This window comes from Paenibacillus hemerocallicola (assembly GCF_006265175.1).
GTDB lineage: Bacteria > Bacillota > Bacilli > Paenibacillales > NBRC-103111 > Paenibacillus_AB > Paenibacillus_AB hemerocallicola.
Map to the genome: position 1 here is coordinate 37,658 of NZ_VDCQ01000053.1, position 24,453 is coordinate 62,110.

Consider the following 24,453-nt stretch of genomic DNA (forward strand, 5'->3'; position numbering starts at 1 on the left):
ATCGCGGTTTTTTAAACAGGTTTAACGCTTTCCCGGGCAAGGAATCAATGGTACGATGACGGTATACGATTTTTCATGCCGAGGTGGTTCCATGCCCGTTATCAAACCGATTACGCTTCGCACGATAGCAAACGAGCTCGGACTGACCGTCCAAACCGTATCCAAAGCTTTGAAGGGCCGGCCGGGGATGTCCGAGATGACCCGCCAGCAGATCGTTCAGACGGCGGAGAGGCTGGGCTATTTCACGAAAGAGCAAATTCGCAGCTTGAAGGCGGAGCATATCATTCCATATCCGCTCGAGCGGAAAAGGTTTCTGCTTATCCAGACGACGCAATCCGTCAGCTACTATCGGCTATTGTTGGCAGGGCTTTACGAGCGCTTCGCTTCCTTCGGCCATCATATCGAGGTAGTCATGCTGCCCGACCCGGTCAAGGAAAAAGCGATGGACGAATGGATCGAGCGGCGCGGCCTCGCCTATGCGGACGGCTTGTTCATCGCGCCCAGCATTACCCCGAGAGAGTGGGAACCGAAGCTGCTTCGCCTGCCGCTGCCGAAAATTTTGCTGAGCTATCCCCCGCTTGGTACGAAAGTGGACAGCGTGATATGGGACATATACGAAGCGACGTTTCAAGCTGTCGCCTACTTGCGGTCGCTCGGTCACACCAATATCATGTATGTGGGAGACACTCGTCAACAACGAGGGTATATTTTGCGCTGGCAGGCGTTTCTTCACGCCATGAACGAATTCGGCGCCCCTGTCGACCAGGCTGCTCATTCGATCGTACGAACAGCCCGTCCCGCGTGGCTGGAAGATTTATCGGAGAAGCTTGTCCGTTATACCCCGACAGCGATTATATGCGGAATCGATGGGGAGGTGCCGAGCGTCTATCAGCTATGCTTGCAGCTCGGGCTGCGCATCCCGGACGACATTTCCATGATCGGCCTGCTGAATGAACAACCCGACTCGCTGCCCCCTTTCACGATGCCGCTTCTCGCAATCCGCGAAACCGGCTATAGAGCCGCCGACCGGATGCTATGGCGCATCGCCAACCCGGCCCTTCCGTATGAGCATATCCGCATTCAGGGCGAGCTTCACATCGGCGGCACCACTTCCGCCAACAAGCGGGAATAAATGCTGCAACCATCTAACTTTCCTTATCAATAGGCCGCTTCAATCCGTCCTCGTAAAAGTCGAGCATCAATTTGCCGTTCGTGCTCTTTACGGCATAGAACACATCCGCAATGTTCTTCTCCCTCTTCTCCAATTCCGCTTCGAGCCAACGTCTCGATACGTCGTTATTGTTCAAGTTGTTTTCGATCAGTTGCCCGTCCATGATCAGTTCGATCGGAAAATCGACCGCGCCTTGTCCTTTTATGTGCATGTCCTTTTGGGTTAAGTTCCGGTAAGGCGGCTTTTTCAACACCGATAGTTTCCCGTTATTTTCCAAAATCGCATACTCGACTTCTTCCAGATCGAATATATCTTTCTCCCTCAGTGACTGGATAAGCGAATCCAAAGAGTATTTTACGTGCTTCATATTTTGCTCGAGAATTTTTCCGTTCTCGATCAATACGGTAGGCGAACCCGTAATCCACTTCCTCACCTTTCTGTTCCGGATCGATACGACCGAGATCGCGAACGAAGTGGCGGTGAACACGATGAGCGACAAAAACAAATACGGAGATTCGATTTTGGGGTTGAACGCCAGGTTGGCCGCTATGGCGCCTAATGTAATCCCCGTTACGAAGTCGTGGAACGTCATGTTGGATAAAACCTGCTTGCCCAATATTCTGGCGATGACGAGAAGCGCGAAGAACGAAACGATCGTACGGAACAAAATATTTATGTATTCATGCATAAGCAACACTCTCCTACATGCCAGAATCAGGCAGCCCGCCGTAAGTTAGTATGTCTTGGAACGATCCTTTTCAGTCCGAAATTTGTTGGTTGCCGACAGTGAAGCGGAGGGATGCCGTCAAGCCCCCTCCTTCACAATTCAGTCTAGCCTTTGGCCATGTTCATTGTCAGCAAGTAGTTGTATTTGCTTGCATGCTTCAACTCATCCAAAATAATGCCATAGACCGTATCCTTGTAAATACCGGCAGGCAAGCCGAACCAGATGTTCCGGTATTTCTCCACCGCCGAAAGCTCTCCTTGCAGCGCCCGCTGCAAGCCTTCCGGGTAAGATTGAACCTTCGTATACTGCTCGTTGCTTATTCCCGTAATCTCGTGGCCGGTCAAAGCTCTGTACATCTCGCGAAACATCTTGTTATGACCGCGTTCGTCGTTGCGGATCGATTCGATAATCTTCGCCTGCTCTTGCGAAGGAGCCAGCTTGATCAGTTCATCGTAAAACAGTTCGTCGTTCCGCTCACCCTGTACCGCTTCCTTGATCATCTCCAGCGCCTGCGGCAAGCTCGTTGCCCATATAGGCATAAACTCGGCCCGCACCCAATACGGGTTCACCCAATACATTCGCAGTTCCTCCCTGCCGATACTTTATACTCACATCTATATTCGCATCCGCCCATATCGGTTCCATCGGCCAGCACCGCCTTAAGATGCCGACTTCTCGAAAACGGACATTCCGACCTCCCAACTGGTCTCGTTCGGTGATGTCGGAGCCGAACTCTGCGATGCTACAATGGCGATGCAGCAAAAACAAAGCAACTATACAGGAGGAGATTGCATGTCAGGGATACAGCCGTTCGTTAAGCGAATTTCCGAGATGGAAGGGTATGAGAAGGAAGGCGTCACGTTTTTGGAAGAGGCGGATGCAGAGACGCTGTCCGCAAACTACGTTCGGGTCCAGCGCGGACAATCCACTTCGGCGGGATACCATGACGACGAAGAAGAAGTTTATGTTGTCACTGGCGGGAAGGGAACGATCATGCTGGCCGATCGGATAAGAGAGGTTCAGGCGGGGGACATGGTCTACATTCCAAGAAATACGTTTCATCAGGTAACATGCAATTCCGTGGAGCCGCTTGAATACATTTGCGTGGCCAATTGGCCCGACAGACCGGCCAAGCTCCAGCCGATCCATCGTTAGAAAGCCCGTCGAATGACTCCGGTCACTGATTCGCCTGGGCTTATGCCACGGGAATGCGGCCATTTCGCTTCTGGCGTGATGGCCGTTAACGCCGGGCTTTCAACGCTGTCCCCCGAATCCGTTCCGGGCGCTTCTTCTGTAGGCGGACGGAGAAAACCCGGTTTTGTTGCGAAAGACTTGTCCGAAGTTGCGCTGCAGGGAATACCCTACCCTCTCCGCAATGTCGCCAACGGCAAGGGGCGTCCTGACCAGCAAGTCCTTCGCGACTTCAATGCGCGTGTCCAGCAGCTTCTGCTTGAACGTCGTCTTGTATAACTCTTCAATGACACGACCTGTCTGTTTGGTGCTCAAATGCAATTGCTTGGCCAGCTCGGCGATGGTCAGCTGTTCGTCGTACCTGTCGAAGAAAGCGTCGATCAGGCTGCTTCTCATATCGTCTCGAATAGCCGCCGGCATCGTATAATCGGCGGTCGTTTCCGGGATCATCTCGCGGATCAGATCGGTCAGCAATAACGTGAACAGCGCTTGAATTCTCGAGTAGAAACCGACAGGGCGGCACTTGATTTCCCGATGAATGGCGCCGATCGTTTCAATCGGAATGGCACCGGTGTCTTTTCGAAAAAAAGACAATTGCTTCAAAACGCTCCGTATATGCTCCGTCTCGCTCGGTTCAGCGCAATGACCGCGGTCGCGAGCAGACGGCTCATCGAATGTAAATTGCAAATAACAACGGGTCAGCGGGTCTTCGCCGTTCGGTTTGATCGCATGGTAAACGCCCGGGCCGACCGCATACCACGTATTTTGGCCGACGGTCAGCTCGGCGTTATTTATTAGCAGCGTGCCGGAGCCGCCGGTAATGAAATGAATTTCGTATACGGAGTGGTTGTGCTTGTCGGTACTGCGGTACATTGCCCGGTTGAAGCCGTCGTCCAGACTGATGTCAAAGCGCAAGGCTCCGATCGTCACCTGTAGATGGAAGCGCTGCATCGTTGGGTTCGCTCCTTGCCGCATGATATACAAGTCGAAATTGAAATGAGAATGGAACAATCGATTGTGTTTATTTTAACAAAAGAACGAAACCTATGCAGCCAAATATGTTGAACGGAACGTCAGGAGGAAATACGGATGAAATTCGGAGTTGCCAAAGATTTGATCACGCCGGATTTGTTGACGCATATGGGCGGGTACGGATCGTTTTTCGACAACTGCTTTCAGGGCATCCATGACGACCTGTACGTGCGGACGCTTCTGCTGGATGATGGAGTAAACCGTATGCTCATGATATCCCTGGATTTGTTGTTTCATGATTATGCCCTGACGGAAACAGTCAAAGATTATGCCCGGGAGAAATTCGCCATTGACCCCGATTACGTGTTCTTGTCCTACAGCCATACGCACGGCGGCCCTGCCGTGAGAGGCTACGATGACTCCAGCCAGCATTCGGAGCCATATGAAGCTTTCCTGCTGCAGCGAATATGCAGCAGCATCAACCGGGCTATGGTAAACCTGTTCGAGGGCACGATCGAACACGGAGCCATCGAAGGCGACTGGAATATTAACCGCCGCAGGATGGTAGGCGGCAAAATCGAGAACAAGCCGAATCCGGACGGAGAGAAGGACGACGGGCTGCATTTGCTGCGGATACGCAATCGAGTCGGGGACACCAAAGCCATTTTGGTTCATTATGCCTGCCATCCGGTTACCGTACGGGACACGATGTACATCTCCGGGGATTTCCCGGCGAGAGTTTGCCACCTTCTGGAGGCGGAGCTGTTCGGCAGTACGGCGATATTTTTCCAGGGAGCGGGGGGCAATGCCCGGCCGAAGATTACCGCCAAAGGCAGCGAATTCGCGACATGCACCTATGGAGACATGAACGAACTGTCCCTTTCCATCGCGCAGCGGATCAAGGACGCCCTTCACGCCTGCCATGTATTCTCTCCACTCGCCTTGCAGCTTGAGGCCAGACAATTTCAGATCCCGATCGAGATAGAGCCTTTCTCCAAAGCGCATATTGAACGGATCGCCTTGGACGACAAATGCTTCCCCGGCACACGGCGCATCGCGTCCAAAGTACTCGAGCAGTACGAACGCTTGCCGGATGAAGCATTGCTTCCCGCAGGTCTTGTCCGTCTGGCGGAGGGGCGTTATATGGCCTGGATGGGCGGCGAGCCCTGTTATGAAGTCAAGAAAAAGCTGGAAGCCGCGCTCGGCGTCGGGCGCCTGATCTTTGTCGGTTATATGGATTCAACCGCCTACATTCCCGATGACAGTATTATCGCGGAAGGCGGATACGAGGCGTCGGAATCCGCCTTGGAGTACGGGCTGAAGGGCGGCTTCAAGCCTGGCATCGACCGGAGGATCGCGGAAGCGTTCATGCGGCAACTGCGGAGCTTTGAATGACAGCGCGGGCTGAATCGCTTCATGCGTGATTCGCGCTTTGCATAGTCGGAACAATCGAATAAAGGTGATCTGCAGCACTTATTCTCGATTCAAACGGTCATTTAAGGCTCCCCGCCAGTTGCCTGACATCCGCGAGGCGACTGGGCGCTTGCCTGGCGGGACTCGTACCGGCTCGTTATACCCGGTTCGGATAGGCGCGCAAACGCAAAAAAAGCCGGACGCGTGCCGTCCGACCTACTTCCATCGCCCGCATTTCCCGGGAAATGTCATTTTTTGTTCGTATGAATGACCAGTTTATAGCCCAAGCCGCGAATGGAGTCGATTTGGACCGTTTCCTGATTCATTTCCAGCTTTTTGCGGAGCGAGCTGACGTGGACGTCCACCGTACGCTGTCCTCCGACATAATCGAAGCCCCAAACGACGTTCATCAAGTCGTCTCTCGATACGACGACGCCCGGTCTCTGCACCAAATACAGCAGCACCTCGAATTCCTTCGGACGGAGCTGGATTTGTTCGCCGTTCAGGACGACTTCGTATTTTTCGGGATATATTTTCAAATCGGCCGCCTGGATCACTTTACCCGAATCCGGCTCATCGGCGATTGGCGCGCTCTCGGCTCCGGATCTACGCATGACTGCCGATACGCGGGCCAGCAATTCGGCGACCCCGAACGGTTTCGTAATATAGTCGTCGGCTCCCGCCTTCAAGCCTTGCACGACTTCTTCCTCCGCATTTCTTGCCGTTAAAATAATAACAGGCGTCTTGTCGCCCTTCTGGCGCAGCTTCGCCAACACCTCGAACCCGTTCATGCCGGGAAGCATAATATCGAGGATGATCAGATCGAACGAGCCTTGCTGGGCGGCTTGCAGCCCTTCCCCCCCGTGATCGACCAGCTTCGTCTGGTATCCTTCCTGCGACAAGTTGTACGATAGAAGTCTGGCTAGTGTCGGTTCGTCTTCGACAACGAGTATGTGTTTCGGCATTGTCTTCCCCCTGCGCATCGTAATTTGTCCGCGCTACCCAAGCTTAACACAAGTTGTGGACGTTCCACAACGCCTGAAGGCGTGGGATGATAGGTATTTCAAACCGAAGCGCCACCCCGGCTATCGGAACTCTGCTCCGGATAGGGACTATTGCGCCGCCTGCCCTTTGTTGAAGTCAGCTTTGAATAACCGGCAGCTCCAAAATAAACCGCGAACCGAACCCCAGATCGCTTTCCACGCGAATGGAGCCTTTGTGCAGATCGACCAGATGCTTGACGATCGAGAGACCGAGTCCCGTGCCGCCCGAACTGCGGGATCGGGCCTTGTCTACGCGGTAAAACCGTTCGAAAATGCGCGGCAAATCCTTCTTCGGAATGCCGATGCCCGTATCGGAAATGACGATGCGAATTTTCTCGACTTCACCTTCTCCCTCGGCCGGCACCTCCTCGACATCGACCTTCACCTTGCCGCCTTCCGGCGTATAATTGATCCCGTTGGAGAGCAGGTTGAACATGATTTGACGCAGCCGGTCCTCGTCCGCCTCCATGTACAGCTCTTCGTCTACTCTCATCTCCAGCTCGATTTCTTTCTTGTCCGCCGACGAACGCATCATATCCAGCGTCTTGCCGACGAAGCTGCTCAGATGGACGGGCGAGAACTGCAGCGGAACCCGCTTCGATTCGACCTTGGACAGCTCCAGGATGTCGCCGATGAGCCGATTCAGCCGCTCGCTCTCGTCATATATGATTTGCAGAAACGACTTCGCGGTTTCCGTATCGTTCATTGCCCCGGCAAGCAGCGTCTCGGCGAAGCCTTTTACCGCCGCTATCGGCGTTTTCAGCTCGTGGGAAACGTTGGCGACGAATTCGCTTCGCACCTTCTCGAGGCGGCGGATCGCCGTTATATCGTGAAGCACGATGACCATGCCGAGCCATTCTTCCTCGACCGCCTTCATCGGCACCAGGTTGACCTCGAGAATGCGTTCCTCCGGGAAGTAAAACATGATTTCATCGCGGATATGCTCCCCCCGGTCGATGCATTGCTTGATCAGCTGAATCAGCTCGAACGGATGCTTCGCGCCGTCGTACTTTTTGCCGATCAAATCTTTGGACACGAAGCCCAATATTTCCTCCGCCGACCGGTTCAACAGCACGATGCGGCCTTCCTCGTCGATCATGACTACGCCGCTCACCATATTGTCCAGTACGCCGGACAACTGGCTCTCGTTTTCCAGAATGCGATGCATCTGCTGCTGCAGGCTGTCCGCCATCGTATTGATCGCCTGTCCGAGCTCGCCGATTTCGTCTCGGTTGCGCAAGTACACCCGCGATTTGTAATTCATCTTCGTTATTTGCCGCGCTACCCGCGTAATTTTCTCGATCGGCCGCGTCAGCTGGTAGGCGACCCGGTAGCTGATCAGCCCCGCTATTATGAAGACGACAAGAAGCCCGCCGAGCAGTCCCCACCATAAATGGCGGACCGTCGTTTCGATTTCCCCGAGCCCCATCGACAACCGCAAATAGCCTATGACATCCGGACCGTTACGGACCGCCATAGCCACATACAGCATGTTCCCGCCGGTGGAGTCGCTGTACCGCTTCGAGTAGCCGACCCCGTCCGCGGCAGCTTCCCGTACTTCCTCTCTTGTCAAATGGTTGTCCATTTGCTGCGGATCGAGATCGGAATCGCCCAGCACGACCCCGTCCGCCGTAATAAACGTGACCCGGGCGTCGGCGGATTGCTTCAAATAACGGGCCTGCTCGGAGAAAAACGGGCTGTTGCGGCGCTCGTATTGCTCTTTGCTTCCTTGTATCGTTGCCAGCATAATCTGGATTTCCCGCTTCATGCTGTCCTGAAGGGCGTTCAAATACGACCGCTCCAGCAGGAAAGCGACAAGCACGCCCGCGGACAGCACCGAGCAGCCGATCAGGACGATAAACAGCAGTGCCAGCCGTGTCCGAAATTTATTCATGGAACTAACGTTCACTCCTTCGCGATCCTTGTCGGGCTATCAAAGCGCTGTTTAATCCGCACACGAACTTTCGCTATTAGGGTCGTGCATTTGTTCAACTATACGCGACTGATGCGATTCGTAAGCCCAGTTCCTCTATCGAGAGTATATGGGAAAATCCAGTCCGGCTTCGTCGGCTCCCATGCCAGTTATGATATCGTAACTTGGGCCTCCCGCTTTTTCCAGTAAAGTTTTTGTAAATGGTTTTGCAGCGTGGCCATCGGCTGCTGGATCAGGATGCCCATGACGACGGGAATGGCGGCCGCCGGCTCGAAATATTGCAGGGCGATGACGATGCCGAGCGAAATGTTGCGCATCCCCGAGCTGTACGTGATCGTCACCGTTACTTCGCGATTGCGGAACGGCAAGGCTCCGAACCAGCCGAGCGCGTAGCAAAAGGCGACGAACAGGAGCACCGTCGGCACGAGCTTGAACAGCTCCCCCTTCATCGCGAACACATGAGGAGCAATGGCGGCCGCATTGATCAGGATGACGGCGGCGAAAGCGAGCTTCGAAATCGGCATCGAATACGGTGCCGACCAAAGCTTTGCCCTGCCTCTGCTCCATGCGTTGACCGCTACGCCCAGCACCGTCGGTATGAAAATGATGACGAGCAAATCGCGCATGACCTTCCAATGATTGAAATGAATGTCCGCCCCGAACAAGAAATCGACGGCTAACGGAACGACGAACGGACTGATCAGCGAGTCGATGACGATCATCGCCAAGACGAGCGGAACGTTGCCTCCCGACAGCCCTACCCAGATTACGGAAGAAACCCCCAACGGAATAACGGCGAACAGCACGAGTCCCACGATGTAAGGGGAGCCTGCCCCGAACAGCAGCGTTCCGGTCGCGTAAGCGACCAGGGGAGCCACGAAGTGGACCAGTGCCAGTGTCATCATAATCGGCAGCGGCATCCCGAGCGCGCCGCGCATTTGCCGCGGATTGCAGCCGAGCGCCATCACGAACGTTATATACGCGAACAAGTAAGGGACAAGAACGGCCGCATCCTCCAGCCACTTGTAAAAGAAAAACCCGAGTATCATCGATACCGGGGTAATGACGAACATTTTCGCCTCAAACCAATCGCTGAAGCGGAGGCCGAACGGTTTAGCGCTGGTCGTTTCCATTATCGTTTCCCGTCCGTTTCGCTTATTTGAACACAGGCTCTTTGAATTCGGCCAGCTTCTCGAGCGAGCTCTTGTCCACCTCGGCGTGGAGGCTGTTGCCGTGCGAATCCATCGTGACGATCGCCGCGAACCCTTCCACCTGCAGGTGCCACATGGCCTCGGGAATGCCGAACTCCATGAAATGTACGCTGTCCACCTTCTTGATGCATTCCGCATAGTATTGCGCGGCGCCGCCTATCGCATTCAAGTAGACGCCGCCATGCTCCTTCAGCGCGGCGAGCGTCTTCGGACCCATGCCGCCTTTGCCGATAACGGCGCGAAGACCGAATTTCTTCAAAATATCGCCCTGGTACGGCTCCTCGCGGATGCTCGTAGTCGGTCCGGCCGCGCGGACGTGCCACTCCCCGCTCTCGTCCTTCGACATGACGGGACCGCAGTGGTAGATGACATGCCCGTTCAAATCGATCGGCGCGTCGTGATCCATCAAATATTTGTGCAGCGCATCGCGGCCGGTATGCATGGCACCGTTGATAACGACGACGTCGCCCACGCGAAGCTCGCGGATCTGCTCCTCCGTAATCGGAGCCTGCAGGACGACCTCGCGGCGGCTGTCGTCTTTCTTCTTCTCGGCCGGGTCGGCCATCGCCACGTTGCTGCCGCCCTCGTACACCCAATCCTTGATTGCGCCGGTAGCGGAATCAAGCACGACGCCTTGACGGCGGAACGCCCAACAGTTGTAAGCGACCGATACGAAAAAGCTTGCCGGCAATCGGTCCATGACACCGACCTTGCAGCCCAGCAGCGTTACCTGACCGCCGAAGCCCATCGTGCCGATGCCGAGCTTGTTCGCATTCGCGAGCACGTATTCCTCGAGCTTCTGCAGCTCCGGATTCGGATTGACATCGTCCGATTGGCGGAACAGCTGATGCTTGGCCAATTCATAACCCGTAGTACGGTCGCCGCCGATGCCGACGCCGATGAAGCCCGCGCTGCAGCCTTGCCCCTGCGCCTGATATACCGCATGCATGATGCATTTGCGGATGCCGTCGAGGTCGCGGCCGGCTTTGCCTACGCCTTCAAGCTCGGCCGGAAGGCTGTATTGAATGTTTTTGTTCTCGCAGCCGCCGCCCTTCAAAATGAGCCGGACGTCGATGTCGTCCTTCTCCCACTGCTCGAAATGGATGACCGGAACGCCGGGACCGATATTGTCGCCGCTGTTCGCGCCGGTCAGCGAATCGACCGAGTTCGGGCGCAGCTTGCTGTCCTTCGTCGCTTGGCGGACCGCTTCCACGATGTGTTTCTTCATCTCGATTTGGTTGGCTCCTACGGGACAATGAATGATGAACGTAGGCATGCCGGTATCCTGGCAGATCGGCGAGACGTTGCATTCCGCCATCGTAATGTTCTCGGAAATGGTGGACAGCGACAATGCCGCGCGAGTGCCCTCGTCTTCCTGCTCCTGAGCGCGCTGAATCGCCCGGCGAACGTCGGCGGGCAAATTGGTGGATGTCTCTACGATCAGTTTATACATGCTTTCTCGAAACTGCTGCATACGGGGTTGTTGCTCCTTTCGGACGTAAAAATGCTATAATGAATGCTCTACCCCGATCATACCACTTTAGAATAATTGTTTACAACGATCGGGAAGGATTTCCGACAACATTCGCGAATACCTTATCGTTCACGCGCCGGATTATTTTCAAACAAGCAAGGAGTAGAACAACTTGAACAAACCGATCGCGAGCGCGATGCTCCTGTTCTTGATAGGCGTCACGCTTCTGCTTCCCGCATTAAGCGCCTCGGACGGAAAAGCGCTGTACTCCGACCAAGTCGCCGTTCTCATGTACCATCACGTGCATGACGAGGACACGAGCTCCTCTACCATTTCGACGAAGCTGTTCGAGGATCAGCTTGTTTATTTGCAAAACAACGGCTATCATTTCATATCGCTCGGGCAGTTCGAAAGCTTTATGCAAGGAGCGGACGTGCCGGACAATGCCGTATTCGTCACGTTCGACGACGGCTACGAAAGCTTCTATACTCACGCATACCCGGTGTTGGAGAAGCTTCGCATTCCAGCGACCAGCTTCGTCATTACGGACAAGCACAGCGATCCGCAAGCCTATGCGCCGCCGTTCATGAGCGTCGAACAAATCAAGACGATGACCTCGGCCCATCCGGGCATGATCAGCGCGCAATGCCATACGAACGGCATGCATAACGATCCGGTAACGCCCTACATGACGAACCGCATTATCGTCGACGGCGTTCAGGAGACGGAGGAGCAATACCGCGCCAGAATTGTCGCTGACACGGAGGCCTGTATCCGCAGCATGAGTCCGCTAGGTCCGGAGATAGTAAACGCCATGGCTTACCCGTACGGGGTTTTCGATAAAGCTTCGGCACAGCTCGTCCATGCCGCCGGAATCCGGTACGCGTTCACGATCGTGCCGGAGATGGCGAAGCGGAACGTCAATCCGCTGCAAATTCCGCGAATCAACGCGGGAAATCCGAACATTTCGCCGGAAGTGCTGCACGAGACGATAAAAAGGCGTATTCAAATTACCGCGCCATAACTTCCGTTATCCCGTAACCCGAGGGGAGTCCGCCCATGGAAAGCCATTTTTTCGCCTATTTGTACCGGCTTCGCTATATCGAGCGCTGGAGCCTGATGCGCAACGTATTGAAGGAAAACGTCGCAGAGCATTCGTTCCACGTCTCGCTGCTCACTCACGCGCTGTGCACGATCGCCAACACCGTATACGGCCGCGAGCTCCCTACGGAGACGATCGTAACCGAAGCGCTGTTCCACGATACGACCGAGGTGTTTACGGGAGATATCCCGACGCCGGTCAAGCATCACAATCCGAACATTTTGCGCAACTTCCGCGAGATCGAGCAGATCGCCGCGGAGCGGCTCGTCAATATGGTGCCGGACGAGCTCCAGCCGGTGTACCGGCCGCTCATCGAAGCGAAGAAAACGAACCCCGAGCACAGCCGCTATATCAAAGCCGCCGATCTGCTGGACGCATATTTGAAATGCGTCTCGGAGCTTTCGGCCGGCAACCGCGAATTTACGGTCGCCAAAAAACAGATCGAGCAATCGATCGAGAAGCTCGATATGCCGGAAATCCGCTACTTCCTGCAGCACCTCGCCCCGAGCTTCGAGAAGACGCTGGACGAATTGAACGAATCGGACAACGTCTGAGCGTCTAACGTTCGGCCATTCAAAAAACCGGACTGTCCTTGAAGGACAGTCCGGTTTCCTTTTTTTCCGTTATTTAGGTCCGAGCATCATAGCCATAAGCAGAACGTAGCTCAGTCCCGAGATCAGGGTAAATGTCCGCAGCTTGCGCAGCGCGCCTCCCCCGTTATCTCCGGCAATCAGCTTCTTGAAAGGCTTCGAAGCCATCCCCGTCATGGCGAACATGACGAGAATGAGCACGACGGCCAGCACCATCCAAATAACCGAATAGTCCGCCTTGCTGACCATGTACCCCCCCGACAGAAAAGCCAACACCAACACGTACTGTCCGATCCGGTTCCCTCTGCTCAGCGCGATGGCCGTGGAACGGTTGGTCGCCCCTCCCGCCAAAAACGGAAGCAGAATGTAGAAAATAAGGGCTAGCGCGGAAAGAACATGAATGACGTACATCGTTTGATACACGACTGTCTTGCCTCCTTCGGTTGCACGATGGAATCTCGTTCCACCTGTAGTATACCGAAAAGCAAGTCCCGATACAAACTTCCGAAGCCGGACCGGAACAGCGCGTTGCAAAGTCCGTTCCGCCTGCTTGCCCATCTCCGCGGCGATCTAATTGTTGATCCGCTCTTCCGCCTCCCGCAAGGCGATTCGCCTCGATCCTCGAAAGCCTTTACGCTACCGCTCGGAATGTATCGCCGCATAAAGCTGCGCCATCAATCCCATCCCCATCTGCGACAACACTCTGTATCCGCCTCGCTGCAGCTGGAGACCGCCGCAATTGTGCTGGCAGACGCCCGCCAAAATCCCGTCCGGCGTCAAATATCGCTCCAGCGCTTGAAGCGCTTCCCTCGCGATATCAAACGAAGCTTGCGGCAGCAAGCCGTGCCGCGCCCCCAAGGCCAGGGCGGCGGCAATCCCCGCCGATCCGGAAGTCTCGATGCCGGTTTCGGGTTCGCCGAGAAAGCAGGACCACAGCCCGCCTGCTTCCCGCCGGGATAGTGCGACCTCGGAAATACGTTTGATTTCCTCCTCTATCTCCCGCACGCCGGGAAGTTCGGCATACTGCCGCGAAGCACGGAGTTGAATCCACGTACGCACCAGCCCGAGCATATACCACGTATAGGATCGCGCCCAGTTGCGCATTTCCCGCTGGCCGCTCTCTCTGACAATGCCATACAGGTCGCGGCCATCCGTCAATTTGTCCCGACGGACAAGCGCTTGCCGCACCGCCATCCGGGCCAGCTGCTCATTTTGGCGTTTCGAGGCAATCACCGCCATCGGGTATCCCATCGTATAGGCGCCTTCCGCCGTAATCGCGGACTCTCTGGATAGCGTGCCTTTCTCCGCGCTGAGATTGGCATCCCAATAGGAAATCAACTGGTCTACGACCGGATGATCGGGCTGCCGTTTCGCCACGACCGCGACCGGCAATGTGCTTTCCATGCCGGAAAATCGACCGTCCGCCGGCCTTCCCATCAGATCCTCGTAGCGAAGCTTCCCTTCATCATCGAAATATTGCCGCAAATGGCCGGACAACGCTTGATCCGCATGTCCCGGTTCCGCAATTGGCCTCATATCGTACAGCCCGTCGAGTACACATCCCTCAAACCAGCCGAATGGCTGCAGACTGTCGAGAGAGAGCAGGCGCTTTCGAAATTGCTCCGTTCGCCCGCCTTCCTCCGCCAGCATGAGGTGGGGAGTGAAGAAACGGCGAGCGTCGTCTTTGGCCAAATCGTCGAATACCCACAGGGCCGCCTCTGCGTCAACAATGTTTAAACCGATTCCTTCCTGAATCGCCGCTTTGACTTGCGCAAGACTCAACGGCAGCTCGAATGGCTCGAATACGTAAGCGTAACGGATGTCGAATATGCCGAGACGCCGACCGGAGTCAAGCAAGCAAGCTTCAACGCGCAGCGCTTCCCTGATCTCCACGGCGATTGAAACCCGCAGTCTCGCCGACATCCCGGGATTGTCCAGAAAGGGCTGCAGGCTCAAGCCGCTCCACTTCAGCTTCAGTTCGTTGCCGGTCACGCCGATCGGAACGGCCGACCAGCCCCGCGGGACTCTTTTCTGTTCCGGCAACGCCAGAACCGGCGCTGCGATTATCTCCGCCGCTTCGTAGATCGCATCGTTTTCTCTCATCTTTCTGCTCCTCCGCCAAATGATCAAGCGCAAACAAACAACCATGTATAATTATGCAGAATAATCGTCACGTCCCCTTCTCGTGCGCACCTCCTCGCTTCTTCTCCCGACAGCCGAGACATAACAACTCGAACTTTAAAAATATTGATAATATCGCACTTCACAAGCAGCATCCGCATCTGTCGGTTCTATGATATAACTTGCCATTTTGGAATACAATGCAATACTATATCAATATAGATATACTTTCATGCAGAAAATCCCGCCGAATGATCGATGAAAACAAGAGAAGGAGAATCGAGCCGAATGAGTGCCGTCCCCCCGTTCACGTCCTGTGCGACAAAACTCAAGAGATATATCCATCTGGCCCAACGGAACGCTTTCGTATACAGCCCGGATGCGCCTTACGACGATTGGACCATGCTGATCTGCGAGGACGGCTTGGTCGAATATCGTGTCGGGAACCGGTCCGGAGAAGCGCGGGCGGGAGATATCGTGCTCTGTCCGCCCGGAGAAGTTCTTCACCGCAATGCGCTAACAATCGTTTCCTTTCAATTTGCCATATTTGAGCTGCGCTCCTTTTCAGAGGAGAAAGAAATACCGTTCCCGTATTACGGAAAACACTCGTTTCCCCAAATGTCCCAGTTCCTTGTTTTTGCCGAGAAGCTGAAAAGCTCGCGCGAGCTCATTTCAGAAAGCTACACGGAGCATCTGCTGAACGACGCGCTATATCAGATCGTTCGGGAAAAAACAATCCGGCAAAAACAAAAAAAAGCGACCGATCCTGCCATGGCAGAAGCGGTCCGCTTTATTCATCAGCATGTCTTCGACGAAGTATCGACAAAGTCCGCAGCCGATCACGTCGGGATGTACCAGTCTCAATTTACCCGCAAATTCCAGAAAGAGATGGGAACCTCGCCAAGCGGGTACATTGCCGGGCTTCGTCTTGAGAAAATAGCGGCGCTGCTGGTCGAAACGGACGATTCTTTGGAAAAAATCGCGCACCAGAGCGGCTACCAGAACGCCTACTACTTGAGCCGCGTGTTCTCCAAAGCGATGAAGATGAGTCCCTCTCAGTACCGCCGCATCCATCAAGTGTAGCCTAGCCGGAAGGCCACGCTTCCCACCAGTTTTCTAGACATGCACGATCACAATCTCCTCGTCGACCGTCACATCGTATCTCTCCACGGTTACGTCGTATGTCTTCGTTCTCGTCTTCGGATCGACGATCATGCAGCCGGTCTTGATGTCGAACTCCCAGAAATGCCACGGACAACGAATAATTTCGCCTTCCTTCTCATAGGCGAACTCCCCGGGCCGGTCGGAGGTGACATACGACGTAACGAGCCCGTCGCATAAAGCGGCGCCTTGATGGGGACACAGATTGCGTATCGCGTAAAACTGCCCCGCGATGTTGAATACGCCGATGCTCCGTCTGTCCGCCTCGATTACCTTGCTCGAACCCGGCGGTATTTCCGATACGTGACCAACCGCGTAATCAGCCATCAGCCTTGCCCTCCGTCGACGTTATCGGCCCTTTGCGGCAAGCCGTACAGTTCGGCGGCGTTCTGATAAAAAATGCGCTCGCGCAGCTCGTCGGGCAGCTTCGGAAAAGCTTGCACCGGAGAATCGAAGTCCCAATGCGGGTAATCGCTGGAAAACATCAGACACTCGTCGGCATGGATCGCTTCAAGCATCGGCAAAAACATGTCCTTCTTGTGCGGCATTTCGATCGGCTGGGACGTGACGCGCACATGCTCGCGGTAATATTCGCTCGGGCGCTTCTTTACCCACGGCGTATGGTGGCGCAGCGCCTTCCAGTCCTCGTCCATTCTCCAGATCGCCGGAGCGATCCATAGCGTGCCGGCTTCGATCATGACGACCTTTAGCGTCGGGAACAGCTCGAATACCCCTTCATAGATGAAGCTGGCCAGATGCGTCATCATAATGCCCGCGCGGGCCAGCCGATACTCCGCATAGTGCGACACGTAACCGGCTCCGGTCGGCGGCGGATTGATGCCGATCCCCTCCATGCTGACGTGAATGCCGAAGGGCATATTGTGCCTGACGCATGCTTCGTAGATCGGATAATAGTGGCGATGCCCGTAAGGCTTATCCGCTCCGTTCGACACGATTACCTGAACATAGCCGGGATGCGAGCCGACGCGATCGATTTCCCGCGCCGATTTGACCGGGTCCTGCTTCGGAATCATGATCGATGCCTTGAATCGCGGCTCTTTGTCGAGTATGTGCTCGATCGTGTAATCGTTGCAGGCCGAACAGATCGCCGCGGCATATTCCGTATCCGGGGTCGTATTGATCCCGTAATCCATCCCGGTTATAATGCCGTGCTCGATATTGTACTTGTCGAGCAGGTCGGCCCGCAAAAAATCGAGCATGACCGCTTCGTCTCCCGGCGGCACTTTGCGGCCCTGCATCGAGCCGTTGATGCCGCCGTTGTTGTACATCGCGTTTTGCCCCGGCACGCGCGCTCCCCACGTTTCCACCTGCTCGCGGTAAAAGCGCGGCAAATACGGCTTGAGCGCATTGTATCCGCCTCGCAGCGGAGCGAGGTGAAGATCGCAATCGATAATCGAACGTTTCCTAATCGAAGCTGCATCCGGCGTATTTTGCTGATCCTGCTGCATGGTACTCATATGGCTTCACTCCTGTCCGAATATGGGTTCTCTACGTCTCTATCGGTTATTTGCCTTGCTTGGCCAGTTCGTCGGCGACCGCTTTATCCGCCCGATCGGACGCGGTCCTTAACGCCGTATTGGTATCGGTGCCATTCTTCAATACCTCGATTGCCGCGCCGGTCAGTTCTTTTTCCACGAGGTTCGAATATCGGTAAATATCTGCGGACGGCGCATACTTGGCCGGCAGCAGCGCCTTCAGATTTTGCGTTTTGGCCAGCGGCTCGCCCTCGGCCAAATATTTCATCAAATGGCTCGGGTCCTTCAACGACGACATGTAGCCTTGCCGCATAATATGCTGCTGGAACTCGTCGGAAGCGATGAACATAAGCACCTGGAACGCGGCTTCGCGCGATTTGCTCGTTTTAAACTGGTAAAAGTAGTACGGGGACACCTGCGAACCGACCCCCGGCATATCTTTCCACTGCGGCATTTGCGCCATATCCCAGTCCTTGAAATCCTGCACCTTGGTCCATAATGCGGGAGCGTAGCGCGTAATATGCACCATCATCGCCGCGGTCCGTTCTTTCTCGAACAGGCTGACTTGCGTCGACAAGGAGATGTCGGGCACTTCATTGCCGGGAATCCGGTACATCTGAAGCATATTGTCAAATTCCCGCTTGAACTTGTCGGCCGTAATCAGCGATTTGTTCGTCTTCAGGTCGACGAGCGGCGCGGACGATTGGTTGAAGCGCAGCACATGGACGAACGACGAGGCAAATCCCCGATACTGAATACCGCCCTGCGACCGGGTCAGCGCTTTCGCGAGCGAATATACGTCGTCCCACGTCATCCCGTCCTTCGGGTACGGCTGGGCGAACAAATCGAATATTTGCTTGTTATAGAACAAGATCGGCGTTGAGACCGAAAACGGAATGCCGTAAATGCCGCCGTTTGCGAACTTCCGCTGCACCTCTACCGCATTCGGCTCCAGCCGGTTCAGATCGAACTTGTACTTTTTGATCAGATCGCTGATGTCGTCCTGCAAGCCGAATTGAATGAGACTGTTGTACGTAATGTCGGCGGCCGAAATGTCGATGTCGATATTCAGCTGTCCGGATGCGATCAGATCGGCGAGCGAAGCCCCTTTTCCCGTATTTTGATGGTATTTGATTTTGTAGTTCGGAAATTTTTTGGCAATCGCGTTCCCGTACTTGGCCATGAACAGCTCTTCCGATTCGCTCGGCGCCGTCGAGTTGTAAAACGTCAGCTCGGCCGGTATCGCGGTTATATCCGCCGGCGCCTGTGCCTGTGCCTGTGCCTGTGCGGAACCGCTCCCCTCCCCGGCCGGATCGCGGCCGTTGTTGCATGACGCGAGCAAAACAACCGTCAAGCCCAGTCCGGCAAACCAATATCCTTGCTTTGGCGTCAAATTCATTCCCCCTTTTTTTTGGTATGCGAATAACAGTCGATGACTTGCCGGGTAAGCGCTCCCCCGCTCCTTCGTCCGGCGAAAAAAGCCTATGCCCGCTCGCTCGGAACCGCTTACATTTATAGCATACACTCGCGCGCCGGGGAACGTAATGCACGGATTTCAGTTATTATAGGCACTTTTTTTGGTGAGGTGCGTCTTTACATCCGTATTGGATATGATACGCTCTAAACAGAGCAGATGAAAAAGCTGTTCCGGTTGGCGCTTGCCGACGCAGCGTCTGATGACGGACAACGAGGTGAACCGCATGTGCAATTGCGCGATGAATTTGCAAACGTATACGTGTGCAGGACCGCAGCCCGGATTCATGAAGGCGGAGGAATCATTGCCGCTGTATGTACTGATCGGGGTCGAGTCCGGCTCGTTCGACTTCGGCATCGGACAACAAACAGGCCGGGCTTCCTTCGGCGATCTCGTCTTGGCCCCTCCCGACGAGGTCTTTAGACGCAAATCGCTTGGTGAAATCGCCTTTCATGTATTCTACTTCTCCCCGCCGGCGGAGGCGACCTTGCTCGACAAGCTTCCGATCGGAAAAATATCCGTCACCGATGTCAGCAGGCTGTCCTCGACCTACGCGAACTTGCGCAAATCGTGGCGCGATTTCGGCGCCAACACCAGACGGTTCGATCTGACCGGCCATCTGCTGATGGACCTGCTGTACATGTGCGAATTGGAAAGGCAATACGCTTCGAGCCGCACTAAAATATCCGATCCCCTGATGCAGCGTGCCGCCGGCCGGATCCACCGCCAGCTGTTCGGCGAGCTGAACATGCAGGGGATCGCCTCGGAGCTTGGCATCAAGCCCTCCGAATTGACCCGTCGATTCCGTCTCGCCTACGGGGTTGCTCCCGTCGAATACGCCACCCGCCTGCGGCTCGCCGAAGTAAAGCGCTTACTTCGGGAAACGACCGAAACGCTGGATGCGATCGCCTGCCGCTGCGGTTACGATAGCGGCACTTATTTGAGCCGCGTGTTCCGCGCCAAGCTCGGGGTGACTCCGTCCGCCTTCCGCCATTACAACCAGTTCTAGAAAGAGCGGCTCGGCTGCAGTCAAAAAAACTGCGACAGCTTAATCCGCATACAATCCGGAGGGCTCTTGATGAAATGCGAGGGACACGTGTTGCCGTAAATAAAGGAACTGTATTCCGTTATGGCCCCGAATTCCGTCACACTCTTGAAGATAACGGAACAGATTTCCTCTATATCGGTCATTCGGAGTGAAATGAGCGCGGTCAGTGGAATAGCGGAAAGGATTTCACCTTTTGCAATCAACACAACTACTCGAGCCAATAGCATACTTCAGTTCCGTTATTTCTCGAATTCGCGATCCAGCATGATGCCGGCAAGTCAGCCGATCATGTGGTACATGCACTTTTGGGACAAAACAGCGCCTTTTGCCCTCCCCGGAGCCGCGCCCATACCCGGGCGGACACGACAAAAAAACCTTTTGCCCGTTATAGGCAAAAGGTTTTTTGAAGAAGCAAGCGATCAGCCGTTCACAACGGCGATGACGTTGCTTACGGACTGAGCGGACTTATCCATGGCCGCTTTCTCTTCCGCCGTCAGCTCGAGCTCGATTACTTTCTCGATGCCGTCGCCGCCGAGGATCGTCAGAACGCCCATGAACAGGTCGTCGTAGCCGTATTCGCCTTGCAGCAAAGCGATGGTCGGCAAAATGCGCTTCTTGTCCTTAAGAATCGCTTCCGTCATTTGCACGAGCGACGCGGCCGGAGCGTAGTACGCGCTGCCGTTGCCGAGCAGGTTGACGATTTCGCCGCCGCCGGTGCGCGTACGTTGCACGATCGCATCGATGCGTTCTTTGGAGATCAGCTTCTCGATCGGGATGCCGCCTACGCTGGAGTAGCGAACGAGCGGAACCATGTCGTCGCCGTGGCCGCCGAGCACGACGCCGCGAACGTCTTCAACCGATACGTTCAGCTCTTGGGCGATGAACGTGTTGTAGCGGGCCGTGTCGAGTACGCCGGATTGGCCGATGACGCGGTTTTTCGGGAAGCCGAGCGTTTGGTAAGCGACATAAGTCATGGCGTCTACCGGATTGCTCAAGATGATGACATACGAGTTCGGGCTATATGTTTTCACGTTCTCGCAAACGGATTTGACGATGCCCGCGTTCGTGTTCACGAGATCGTCGCGGCTCATGCCCGGCTTGCGCGCGATGCCGGCCGTGATGATGACGACGTCGGAATCCTTCGTGTCTTCGTAGTTGGAAGTGCCGATAATGTTGCTGTCGAAGCCTTGTACCGGGCTCGCCTCAAGCATGTCGAGCGCTTTGCCCTTTGTCGGGTTCTCCAGCTGCGGGATGTCGAGCAGCACGACGTCGCCGAGTTCTTTTTGTCCGAGCAGGAACGCCGTAGTCGCGCCCGTGAAGCCCGCACCTACAACTGTAATTTTTTTGCGCTGAATAGCCATGAGAAAGGAATCCTCCTTCTGTTTTGTGAAAATAACGGAACAAATGTTCCGTTATCGGGGTCCAATTCGGCTTCTCGCGAGTGTTTGCGGAACCCGCTTCCGCTATTGGCACGCAACAAAAGGCTATACAGCCGAATCGTGCAAAATAGCGGAATGGAATTCCTTTATTATTTCCGGAAATATCTAAAATGATAGCATAACGGAATAGATTTCCGTTATGCTATCATACGTGCAATCAGCCCATGTTTTTGATAACGAGGTTGGCGAACTCGGAGCACTTCACTTCGGTTGCGCCTTCCATCAGGCGGGCGAAGTCATAAGTGACCGTTTTGTCGGCGATCGATTGCTCCAAGCCTTTGTAGATCAGGTCAGCCGCTTCGAGCCAGCCCAGATGCTCGAGCATCATGACGCCGGACAGCGTAACCGAACCCGGATTAACTACGTCAAGACCGGCATATTTGGGAGCCGTGCCGTGAGTGGCTTCGAAAATCGCATGGTGCGTTACATAGTTGATGTTCGCTCCGGGAGCGATACCGATGCCGCCAACTTGGGCAGCCAGTGCGTCGGACAAGTAGTCGCCGTTCAGGTTCAGCGTCGCGATGACGTCGAAGTCGGTCGGACGGGTCAATACTTGCTGCAGCGCGATGTCGGCAATGGCGTCTTTCACGATGACTTTGCCGGCTGCTTCCGCGTCTTTTTGCGCTTTGTTGGCCGCTTCCGCGCCTTGTTCTTCCTTGATGCGGTCGTATTGCGCCCATGTGAACACTTTATCGCCGTATTCGCGCTCCGCGAGCTCGTAGCCCCAGTTTTTGAACGCGCCTTCGGTGAATTTCATGATGTTGCCTTTATGAACGAGCGTGAGGCTCTTGCGGCCATGCTTGATCGTGTACTCGATCGCGGCGCGGACGAGACGCTCGGAGCCTTCTTTGGATACCGGCTTGATGCCGATGCCGGACGTTTCCGGGAAACGGATTTTCTTGACGCCCATTTCGTTTTGCAGAAACTCGAGCACTTTTTTCACTTCGGCCGATCCTTCTTGCCATTCTACGCCGGCGTAGATGTCCTCCGTGTTCTCGCGGAAAATGACCATGTCGACCAGCTCCGGACGTTTAACCGGGGAAGGAACGCCTTTGAAGTAACGGACAGGACGCAAGCAAACGTACAGGTCGAGCTCTTGACGAAGGGCTACGTTCAGCGAGCGGATACCGCCGCCAACCGGAGTCGTCAAAGGACCTTTGATCGCCACGATATATTCGCGGATCGCTTCCAGCGTATCGTTAGGCAGCCAGCTGTTGTATTTGTTGAACGCCTTCTCGCCGGCATACACTTCATACCAAGCGATTTTTTTCTCGCCTTTATAAGCTTTCTCGACGGCCGCATCGAGAATGCGTTTGGAAGCCGCCCAAATGTCCGGGCCCGTGCCGTCGCCTTCGATGAAAGGAATGATCGGGTTGTTGGGGACTACGAGCTTGCCGTTTTGAATCGTCAGTTTCTCGCCTTCGGTCGGAAGGGCGTAGTGTTCGAATTGTGCCATGGGAAACCTCCTGATATGAGAATTATATGGAAAACGCCGCCTGAATTCGGGGGTTCCCCCGAAAGTAACCGAATAAACTGCGAAGGATCGCGTCACTTTTGGGGGAGAAATGGCGTCTATGCCCGCAAAAGAACGGGAGCTGCAGACATGTGTGTCTGAAACACCCCGTTGGTGCGAATACTTGTATGGAAACCGCGATTACCGGCTTTCGATAGGGACGTACTTCTGATTGACCGGACCGGTGTACTCGGCGCGCGGACGGATCAGACGGTTGTTCTCGTATTGCTCCAATATGTGCGCGGTCCATCCGGATACGCGGCTGATCGCGAAAATCGGCGTGAACAGATCGCGCGGAATTTCAAGCGACGTATAGACGGAAGCGGAATAAAAATCGACGTTCGGCTTCAAGCCTTTTTGGCCTGTAACCAATTCCTCGATCTGGATCGACATGTCGTACCAGTTCATGTTGTTCGTAATTTTGCCCAGCTCTCCGGACATTTTTTGCAGATGCTTCGCGCGCGGGTCGCCGTTTTTGTATACGCGGTGACCGAAGCCCATAATTTTTTCTTTGTTCGCCAGCTTCTCGCTGATGTACGCTTCCACGTTCGAAGCCGTGCCGATTTCTTCCAGCATCGCCATTACCGCTTCGTTGGCGCCGCCGTGCAGAGGGCCCTTCAAAGCGCCGATGGCGGAGGTTACGCCGGAATAAATGTCCGACAGCGTCGCTACGGTAACGCGAGCGGCAAAGGTCGAGGCGTTAAGCTCGTGGTCGGCATGAAGCACGAGAGCCTTGTCCAAAGCTTCGACGGCGATCGATTCCGGCTCTTTGCCCGTCAGCATGTAAAGGAAGTTGTAGGCGATCGAGACGTTCGCCTTCGGAGCGATCGGCTCTTTGCCTTCGCGGATGCGCGCGAAAGCCGCGATAATCGTCGGAAGCTGCGCTTGCAGGCGGATCGCCTTGCGCAGGTTCGCCTCCTGGCTCATATCGTTCGCTTCGCTATCGTAAAGCGCCAGCGCGGATACCGCGGAGCGCAATGCCGCCATCGAATTCGTGTCCTTCGGGTACAGCTTGATTTGTTGAATGACGGAATCCGCCACGGTCGCGCTCTCGCTCAAGTCGCGGTGCAGTTGCTCCAGCTCGGACTTGTTCGGGAGCTTGCCGTACCAGAGCAAATATACGACTTCTTCGAAGGATGCATGGTCGGCCAAATCGTCGATGTCGATACCGCGGTAGGTCAAGACGCCGTCGATAATCGAGCTGATCGAGGAGGTAGTCGCCACGATGCCCTCCAAACCTTTGGTAGCTGTCATAAGTTATATCTCTCCTTTTTGCTGTCGGATTATAGGGTAAACGATACACTGAGAAAAACTATCAAGTACTATGATAAATGATTTTAGCCGATAAAGATACAAAAAGGGGCATAAAACTTC

General features: G+C 54.9%; 22 protein-coding genes. 7 read left to right on the top strand and 15 right to left on the bottom strand.

Annotation, left to right across the window (positions count from 1 at the left end; all coding sequences use genetic code 11):
• The first annotated feature begins 91 nt into the window (after window positions 1–91).
• Window positions 92–1,132, top strand: a complete 1,041-nt coding sequence (locus tag FE784_RS28855) for a LacI family DNA-binding transcriptional regulator (protein WP_176706599.1) — start codon at window positions 92–94, stop codon at window positions 1,130–1,132.
• Window positions 1,133–1,145: 13 nt separating this feature from the next.
• On the opposite strand, the gene FE784_RS28860 is transcribed toward FE784_RS28855, so the two are convergent.
• Both FE784_RS28860 and FE784_RS28865 read right to left on the bottom strand, forming a co-directional pair.
• Window positions 1,146–1,859 (bottom strand): DUF421 domain-containing protein, encoded by a 714-nt coding sequence (locus tag FE784_RS28860; RefSeq protein WP_139605725.1) that lies wholly within the window; start codon window positions 1,857–1,859, stop codon window positions 1,146–1,148.
• A gap of 143 nt (window positions 1,860–2,002) precedes the next feature.
• Window positions 2,003–2,476 (bottom strand): ferritin family protein, encoded by a 474-nt coding sequence (locus FE784_RS28865; protein ID WP_139605726.1) that lies wholly within the window; start codon window positions 2,474–2,476, stop codon window positions 2,003–2,005.
• Between the two features lie 214 nt (window positions 2,477–2,690).
• Here FE784_RS28865 and FE784_RS28870 point away from each other — a divergent pair, with 214 nt between their 5' ends.
• The gene (locus FE784_RS28870; RefSeq protein WP_176706600.1) at window positions 2,691–3,053 is read left to right on the top strand and encodes a cupin domain-containing protein; all 363 of its coding nucleotides are present in this window, start codon (window positions 2,691–2,693) and stop codon (window positions 3,051–3,053) included.
• Window positions 3,054–3,152: 99 nt separating this feature from the next.
• Here the strand turns inward: FE784_RS28870 and FE784_RS28875 are convergent, their stop codons facing one another.
• Window positions 3,153–4,040: an AraC family transcriptional regulator gene (locus FE784_RS28875; protein WP_176706601.1), complete on the bottom strand. Its 888-nt coding sequence runs from the start codon at window positions 4,038–4,040 to the stop codon at window positions 3,153–3,155.
• A gap of 138 nt (window positions 4,041–4,178) precedes the next feature.
• Here FE784_RS28875 and FE784_RS28880 point away from each other — a divergent pair, with 138 nt between their 5' ends.
• Window positions 4,179–5,456, top strand: a complete 1,278-nt coding sequence (locus FE784_RS28880; RefSeq protein ID WP_139605729.1) for a neutral/alkaline non-lysosomal ceramidase N-terminal domain-containing protein — start codon at window positions 4,179–4,181, stop codon at window positions 5,454–5,456.
• 266 nt (window positions 5,457–5,722) lie between these two features.
• Here the strand turns inward: FE784_RS28880 and FE784_RS28885 are convergent, their stop codons facing one another.
• The 4 genes from FE784_RS28885 to FE784_RS28900 form a co-directional block, all read right to left on the bottom strand.
• The gene (locus tag FE784_RS28885; RefSeq protein WP_139605730.1) at window positions 5,723–6,439 is read right to left on the bottom strand and encodes a response regulator transcription factor; all 717 of its coding nucleotides are present in this window, start codon (window positions 6,437–6,439) and stop codon (window positions 5,723–5,725) included.
• A 175-nt stretch (window positions 6,440–6,614) separates the two neighbouring features.
• Entirely contained in the window at window positions 6,615–8,411 is a 1,797-nt protein-coding gene (gene pnpS, locus FE784_RS28890) for a two-component system histidine kinase PnpS (protein ID WP_139605731.1), read from the bottom strand.
• Between the two features lie 188 nt (window positions 8,412–8,599).
• Window positions 8,600–9,583, bottom strand: coding sequence for a bile acid:sodium symporter family protein (locus FE784_RS28895; protein ID WP_246132237.1), 984 nt, complete (start codon window positions 9,581–9,583; stop codon window positions 8,600–8,602).
• A gap of 22 nt (window positions 9,584–9,605) precedes the next feature.
• A complete protein-coding gene (locus FE784_RS28900) occupies window positions 9,606–11,135 on the bottom strand; it encodes a fumarate hydratase (RefSeq protein WP_139605732.1) in 1,530 nt (509 codons plus the stop codon).
• 172 nt (window positions 11,136–11,307) lie between these two features.
• Between FE784_RS28900 and FE784_RS28905 the strand changes: the two genes are divergently transcribed.
• Window positions 11,308–12,159 (top strand): polysaccharide deacetylase family protein, encoded by an 852-nt coding sequence (locus FE784_RS28905; protein ID WP_139605733.1) that lies wholly within the window; start codon window positions 11,308–11,310, stop codon window positions 12,157–12,159.
• A 35-nt stretch (window positions 12,160–12,194) separates the two neighbouring features.
• Entirely contained in the window at window positions 12,195–12,791 is a 597-nt protein-coding gene (gene yfbR, locus FE784_RS28910) for a 5'-deoxynucleotidase (RefSeq protein ID WP_139605734.1), read from the top strand.
• 69 nt (window positions 12,792–12,860) lie between these two features.
• Here yfbR and FE784_RS28915 read toward each other — a convergent pair whose 3' ends face one another.
• Window positions 12,861–13,250 (bottom strand): hypothetical protein, encoded by a 390-nt coding sequence (locus FE784_RS28915; protein ID WP_139605735.1) that lies wholly within the window; start codon window positions 13,248–13,250, stop codon window positions 12,861–12,863.
• A 213-nt stretch (window positions 13,251–13,463) separates the two neighbouring features.
• Complete coding sequence (locus FE784_RS28920) at window positions 13,464–14,930, bottom strand: glycoside hydrolase family 88 protein (protein WP_176706602.1); 1,467 nt, start codon at window positions 14,928–14,930, stop codon at window positions 13,464–13,466.
• A gap of 306 nt (window positions 14,931–15,236) precedes the next feature.
• Between FE784_RS28920 and FE784_RS28925 the strand changes: the two genes are divergently transcribed.
• Window positions 15,237–16,031, top strand: a complete 795-nt coding sequence (locus tag FE784_RS28925; RefSeq protein ID WP_176706603.1) for an AraC family transcriptional regulator — start codon at window positions 15,237–15,239, stop codon at window positions 16,029–16,031.
• Between the two features lie 33 nt (window positions 16,032–16,064).
• On the opposite strand, the gene FE784_RS28930 is transcribed toward FE784_RS28925, so the two are convergent.
• From FE784_RS28930 to FE784_RS28940, 3 genes are read right to left on the bottom strand one after another with little or no spacing between them, the layout of a single operon-like run.
• A complete protein-coding gene (locus tag FE784_RS28930; protein ID WP_176706604.1) occupies window positions 16,065–16,436 on the bottom strand; it encodes a Rieske (2Fe-2S) protein in 372 nt (123 codons plus the stop codon).
• Entirely contained in the window at window positions 16,436–17,587 is a 1,152-nt protein-coding gene (locus tag FE784_RS28935; protein ID WP_139605739.1) for an amidohydrolase family protein, read from the bottom strand. The genes FE784_RS28930 and FE784_RS28935 overlap by 1 nt, the downstream gene beginning before the upstream one ends.
• Before the next feature lie 46 nt (window positions 17,588–17,633).
• The gene (locus FE784_RS28940; RefSeq protein WP_176706605.1) at window positions 17,634–18,998 is read right to left on the bottom strand and encodes an ABC transporter substrate-binding protein; all 1,365 of its coding nucleotides are present in this window, start codon (window positions 18,996–18,998) and stop codon (window positions 17,634–17,636) included.
• Between the two features lie 307 nt (window positions 18,999–19,305).
• On the opposite strand from FE784_RS28940, the gene FE784_RS28945 reads away from it, so the two are divergent.
• Window positions 19,306–20,088 (top strand): AraC family transcriptional regulator, encoded by a 783-nt coding sequence (locus tag FE784_RS28945; protein WP_176706606.1) that lies wholly within the window; start codon window positions 19,306–19,308, stop codon window positions 20,086–20,088.
• A gap of 458 nt (window positions 20,089–20,546) precedes the next feature.
• On the opposite strand, the gene mdh is transcribed toward FE784_RS28945, so the two are convergent.
• The 3 genes from mdh to citZ all read right to left on the bottom strand — a co-directional run bounded on the left by mdh (window position 20,547) and on the right by citZ (window position 24,333).
• Window positions 20,547–21,488, bottom strand: a complete 942-nt coding sequence (gene mdh, locus FE784_RS28950; RefSeq protein ID WP_139605742.1) for a malate dehydrogenase — start codon at window positions 21,486–21,488, stop codon at window positions 20,547–20,549.
• Between the two features lie 235 nt (window positions 21,489–21,723).
• Entirely contained in the window at window positions 21,724–23,022 is a 1,299-nt protein-coding gene (gene icd / locus FE784_RS28955) for an NADP-dependent isocitrate dehydrogenase (protein ID WP_139605743.1), read from the bottom strand.
• A 198-nt stretch (window positions 23,023–23,220) separates the two neighbouring features.
• Window positions 23,221–24,333: a citrate synthase gene (gene citZ / locus FE784_RS28960; RefSeq protein WP_139605744.1), complete on the bottom strand. Its 1,113-nt coding sequence runs from the start codon at window positions 24,331–24,333 to the stop codon at window positions 23,221–23,223.
• Window positions 24,334–24,453: the final 120 nt, after the last annotated feature.

Bases quoted from the DNA above. Each gene is read 5' to 3' on its own strand.
- FE784_RS28935 (WP_139605739.1), bottom strand. From the start codon at position 17,587: ATGAGTACCATGCAGCAGGATCAGCAAAATACGCCGGATGCAGCTTCG.
- FE784_RS28855 (WP_176706599.1), top strand. From the start codon at position 92: ATGCCCGTTATCAAACCGATTACGCTTCGCACGATAGCAAACGAGCTC.
- FE784_RS28870 (WP_176706600.1), top strand. From the start codon at position 2,691: ATGTCAGGGATACAGCCGTTCGTTAAGCGAATTTCCGAGATGGAAGGG.
- FE784_RS28885 (WP_139605730.1), bottom strand. From the start codon at position 6,439: ATGCCGAAACACATACTCGTTGTCGAAGACGAACCGACACTAGCCAGA.
- icd (WP_139605743.1), bottom strand. From the start codon at position 23,022: ATGGCACAATTCGAACACTACGCCCTTCCGACCGAAGGCGAGAAACTG.
- FE784_RS28865 (WP_139605726.1), bottom strand. From the start codon at position 2,476: ATGTATTGGGTGAACCCGTATTGGGTGCGGGCCGAGTTTATGCCTATA.
- FE784_RS28860 (WP_139605725.1), bottom strand. From the start codon at position 1,859: ATGCATGAATACATAAATATTTTGTTCCGTACGATCGTTTCGTTCTTC.
- FE784_RS28895 (WP_246132237.1), bottom strand. From the start codon at position 9,583: ATGGAAACGACCAGCGCTAAACCGTTCGGCCTCCGCTTCAGCGATTGG.
- FE784_RS28900 (WP_139605732.1), bottom strand. From the start codon at position 11,135: ATGCAGCAGTTTCGAGAAAGCATGTATAAACTGATCGTAGAGACATCC.
- FE784_RS28925 (WP_176706603.1), top strand. From the start codon at position 15,237: ATGAGTGCCGTCCCCCCGTTCACGTCCTGTGCGACAAAACTCAAGAGA.
- mdh (WP_139605742.1), bottom strand. From the start codon at position 21,488: ATGGCTATTCAGCGCAAAAAAATTACAGTTGTAGGTGCGGGCTTCACG.
- citZ (WP_139605744.1), bottom strand. From the start codon at position 24,333: ATGACAGCTACCAAAGGTTTGGAGGGCATCGTGGCGACTACCTCCTCG.
- FE784_RS28880 (WP_139605729.1), top strand. From the start codon at position 4,179: ATGAAATTCGGAGTTGCCAAAGATTTGATCACGCCGGATTTGTTGACG.
- yfbR (WP_139605734.1), top strand. From the start codon at position 12,195: ATGGAAAGCCATTTTTTCGCCTATTTGTACCGGCTTCGCTATATCGAG.
- FE784_RS28920 (WP_176706602.1), bottom strand. From the start codon at position 14,930: ATGAGAGAAAACGATGCGATCTACGAAGCGGCGGAGATAATCGCAGCG.
- pnpS (WP_139605731.1), bottom strand. From the start codon at position 8,411: ATGAATAAATTTCGGACACGGCTGGCACTGCTGTTTATCGTCCTGATC.
- FE784_RS28945 (WP_176706606.1), top strand. From the start codon at position 19,306: ATGTGCAATTGCGCGATGAATTTGCAAACGTATACGTGTGCAGGACCG.
- FE784_RS28875 (WP_176706601.1), bottom strand. From the start codon at position 4,040: ATGCAGCGCTTCCATCTACAGGTGACGATCGGAGCCTTGCGCTTTGAC.
- FE784_RS28930 (WP_176706604.1), bottom strand. From the start codon at position 16,436: ATGGCTGATTACGCGGTTGGTCACGTATCGGAAATACCGCCGGGTTCG.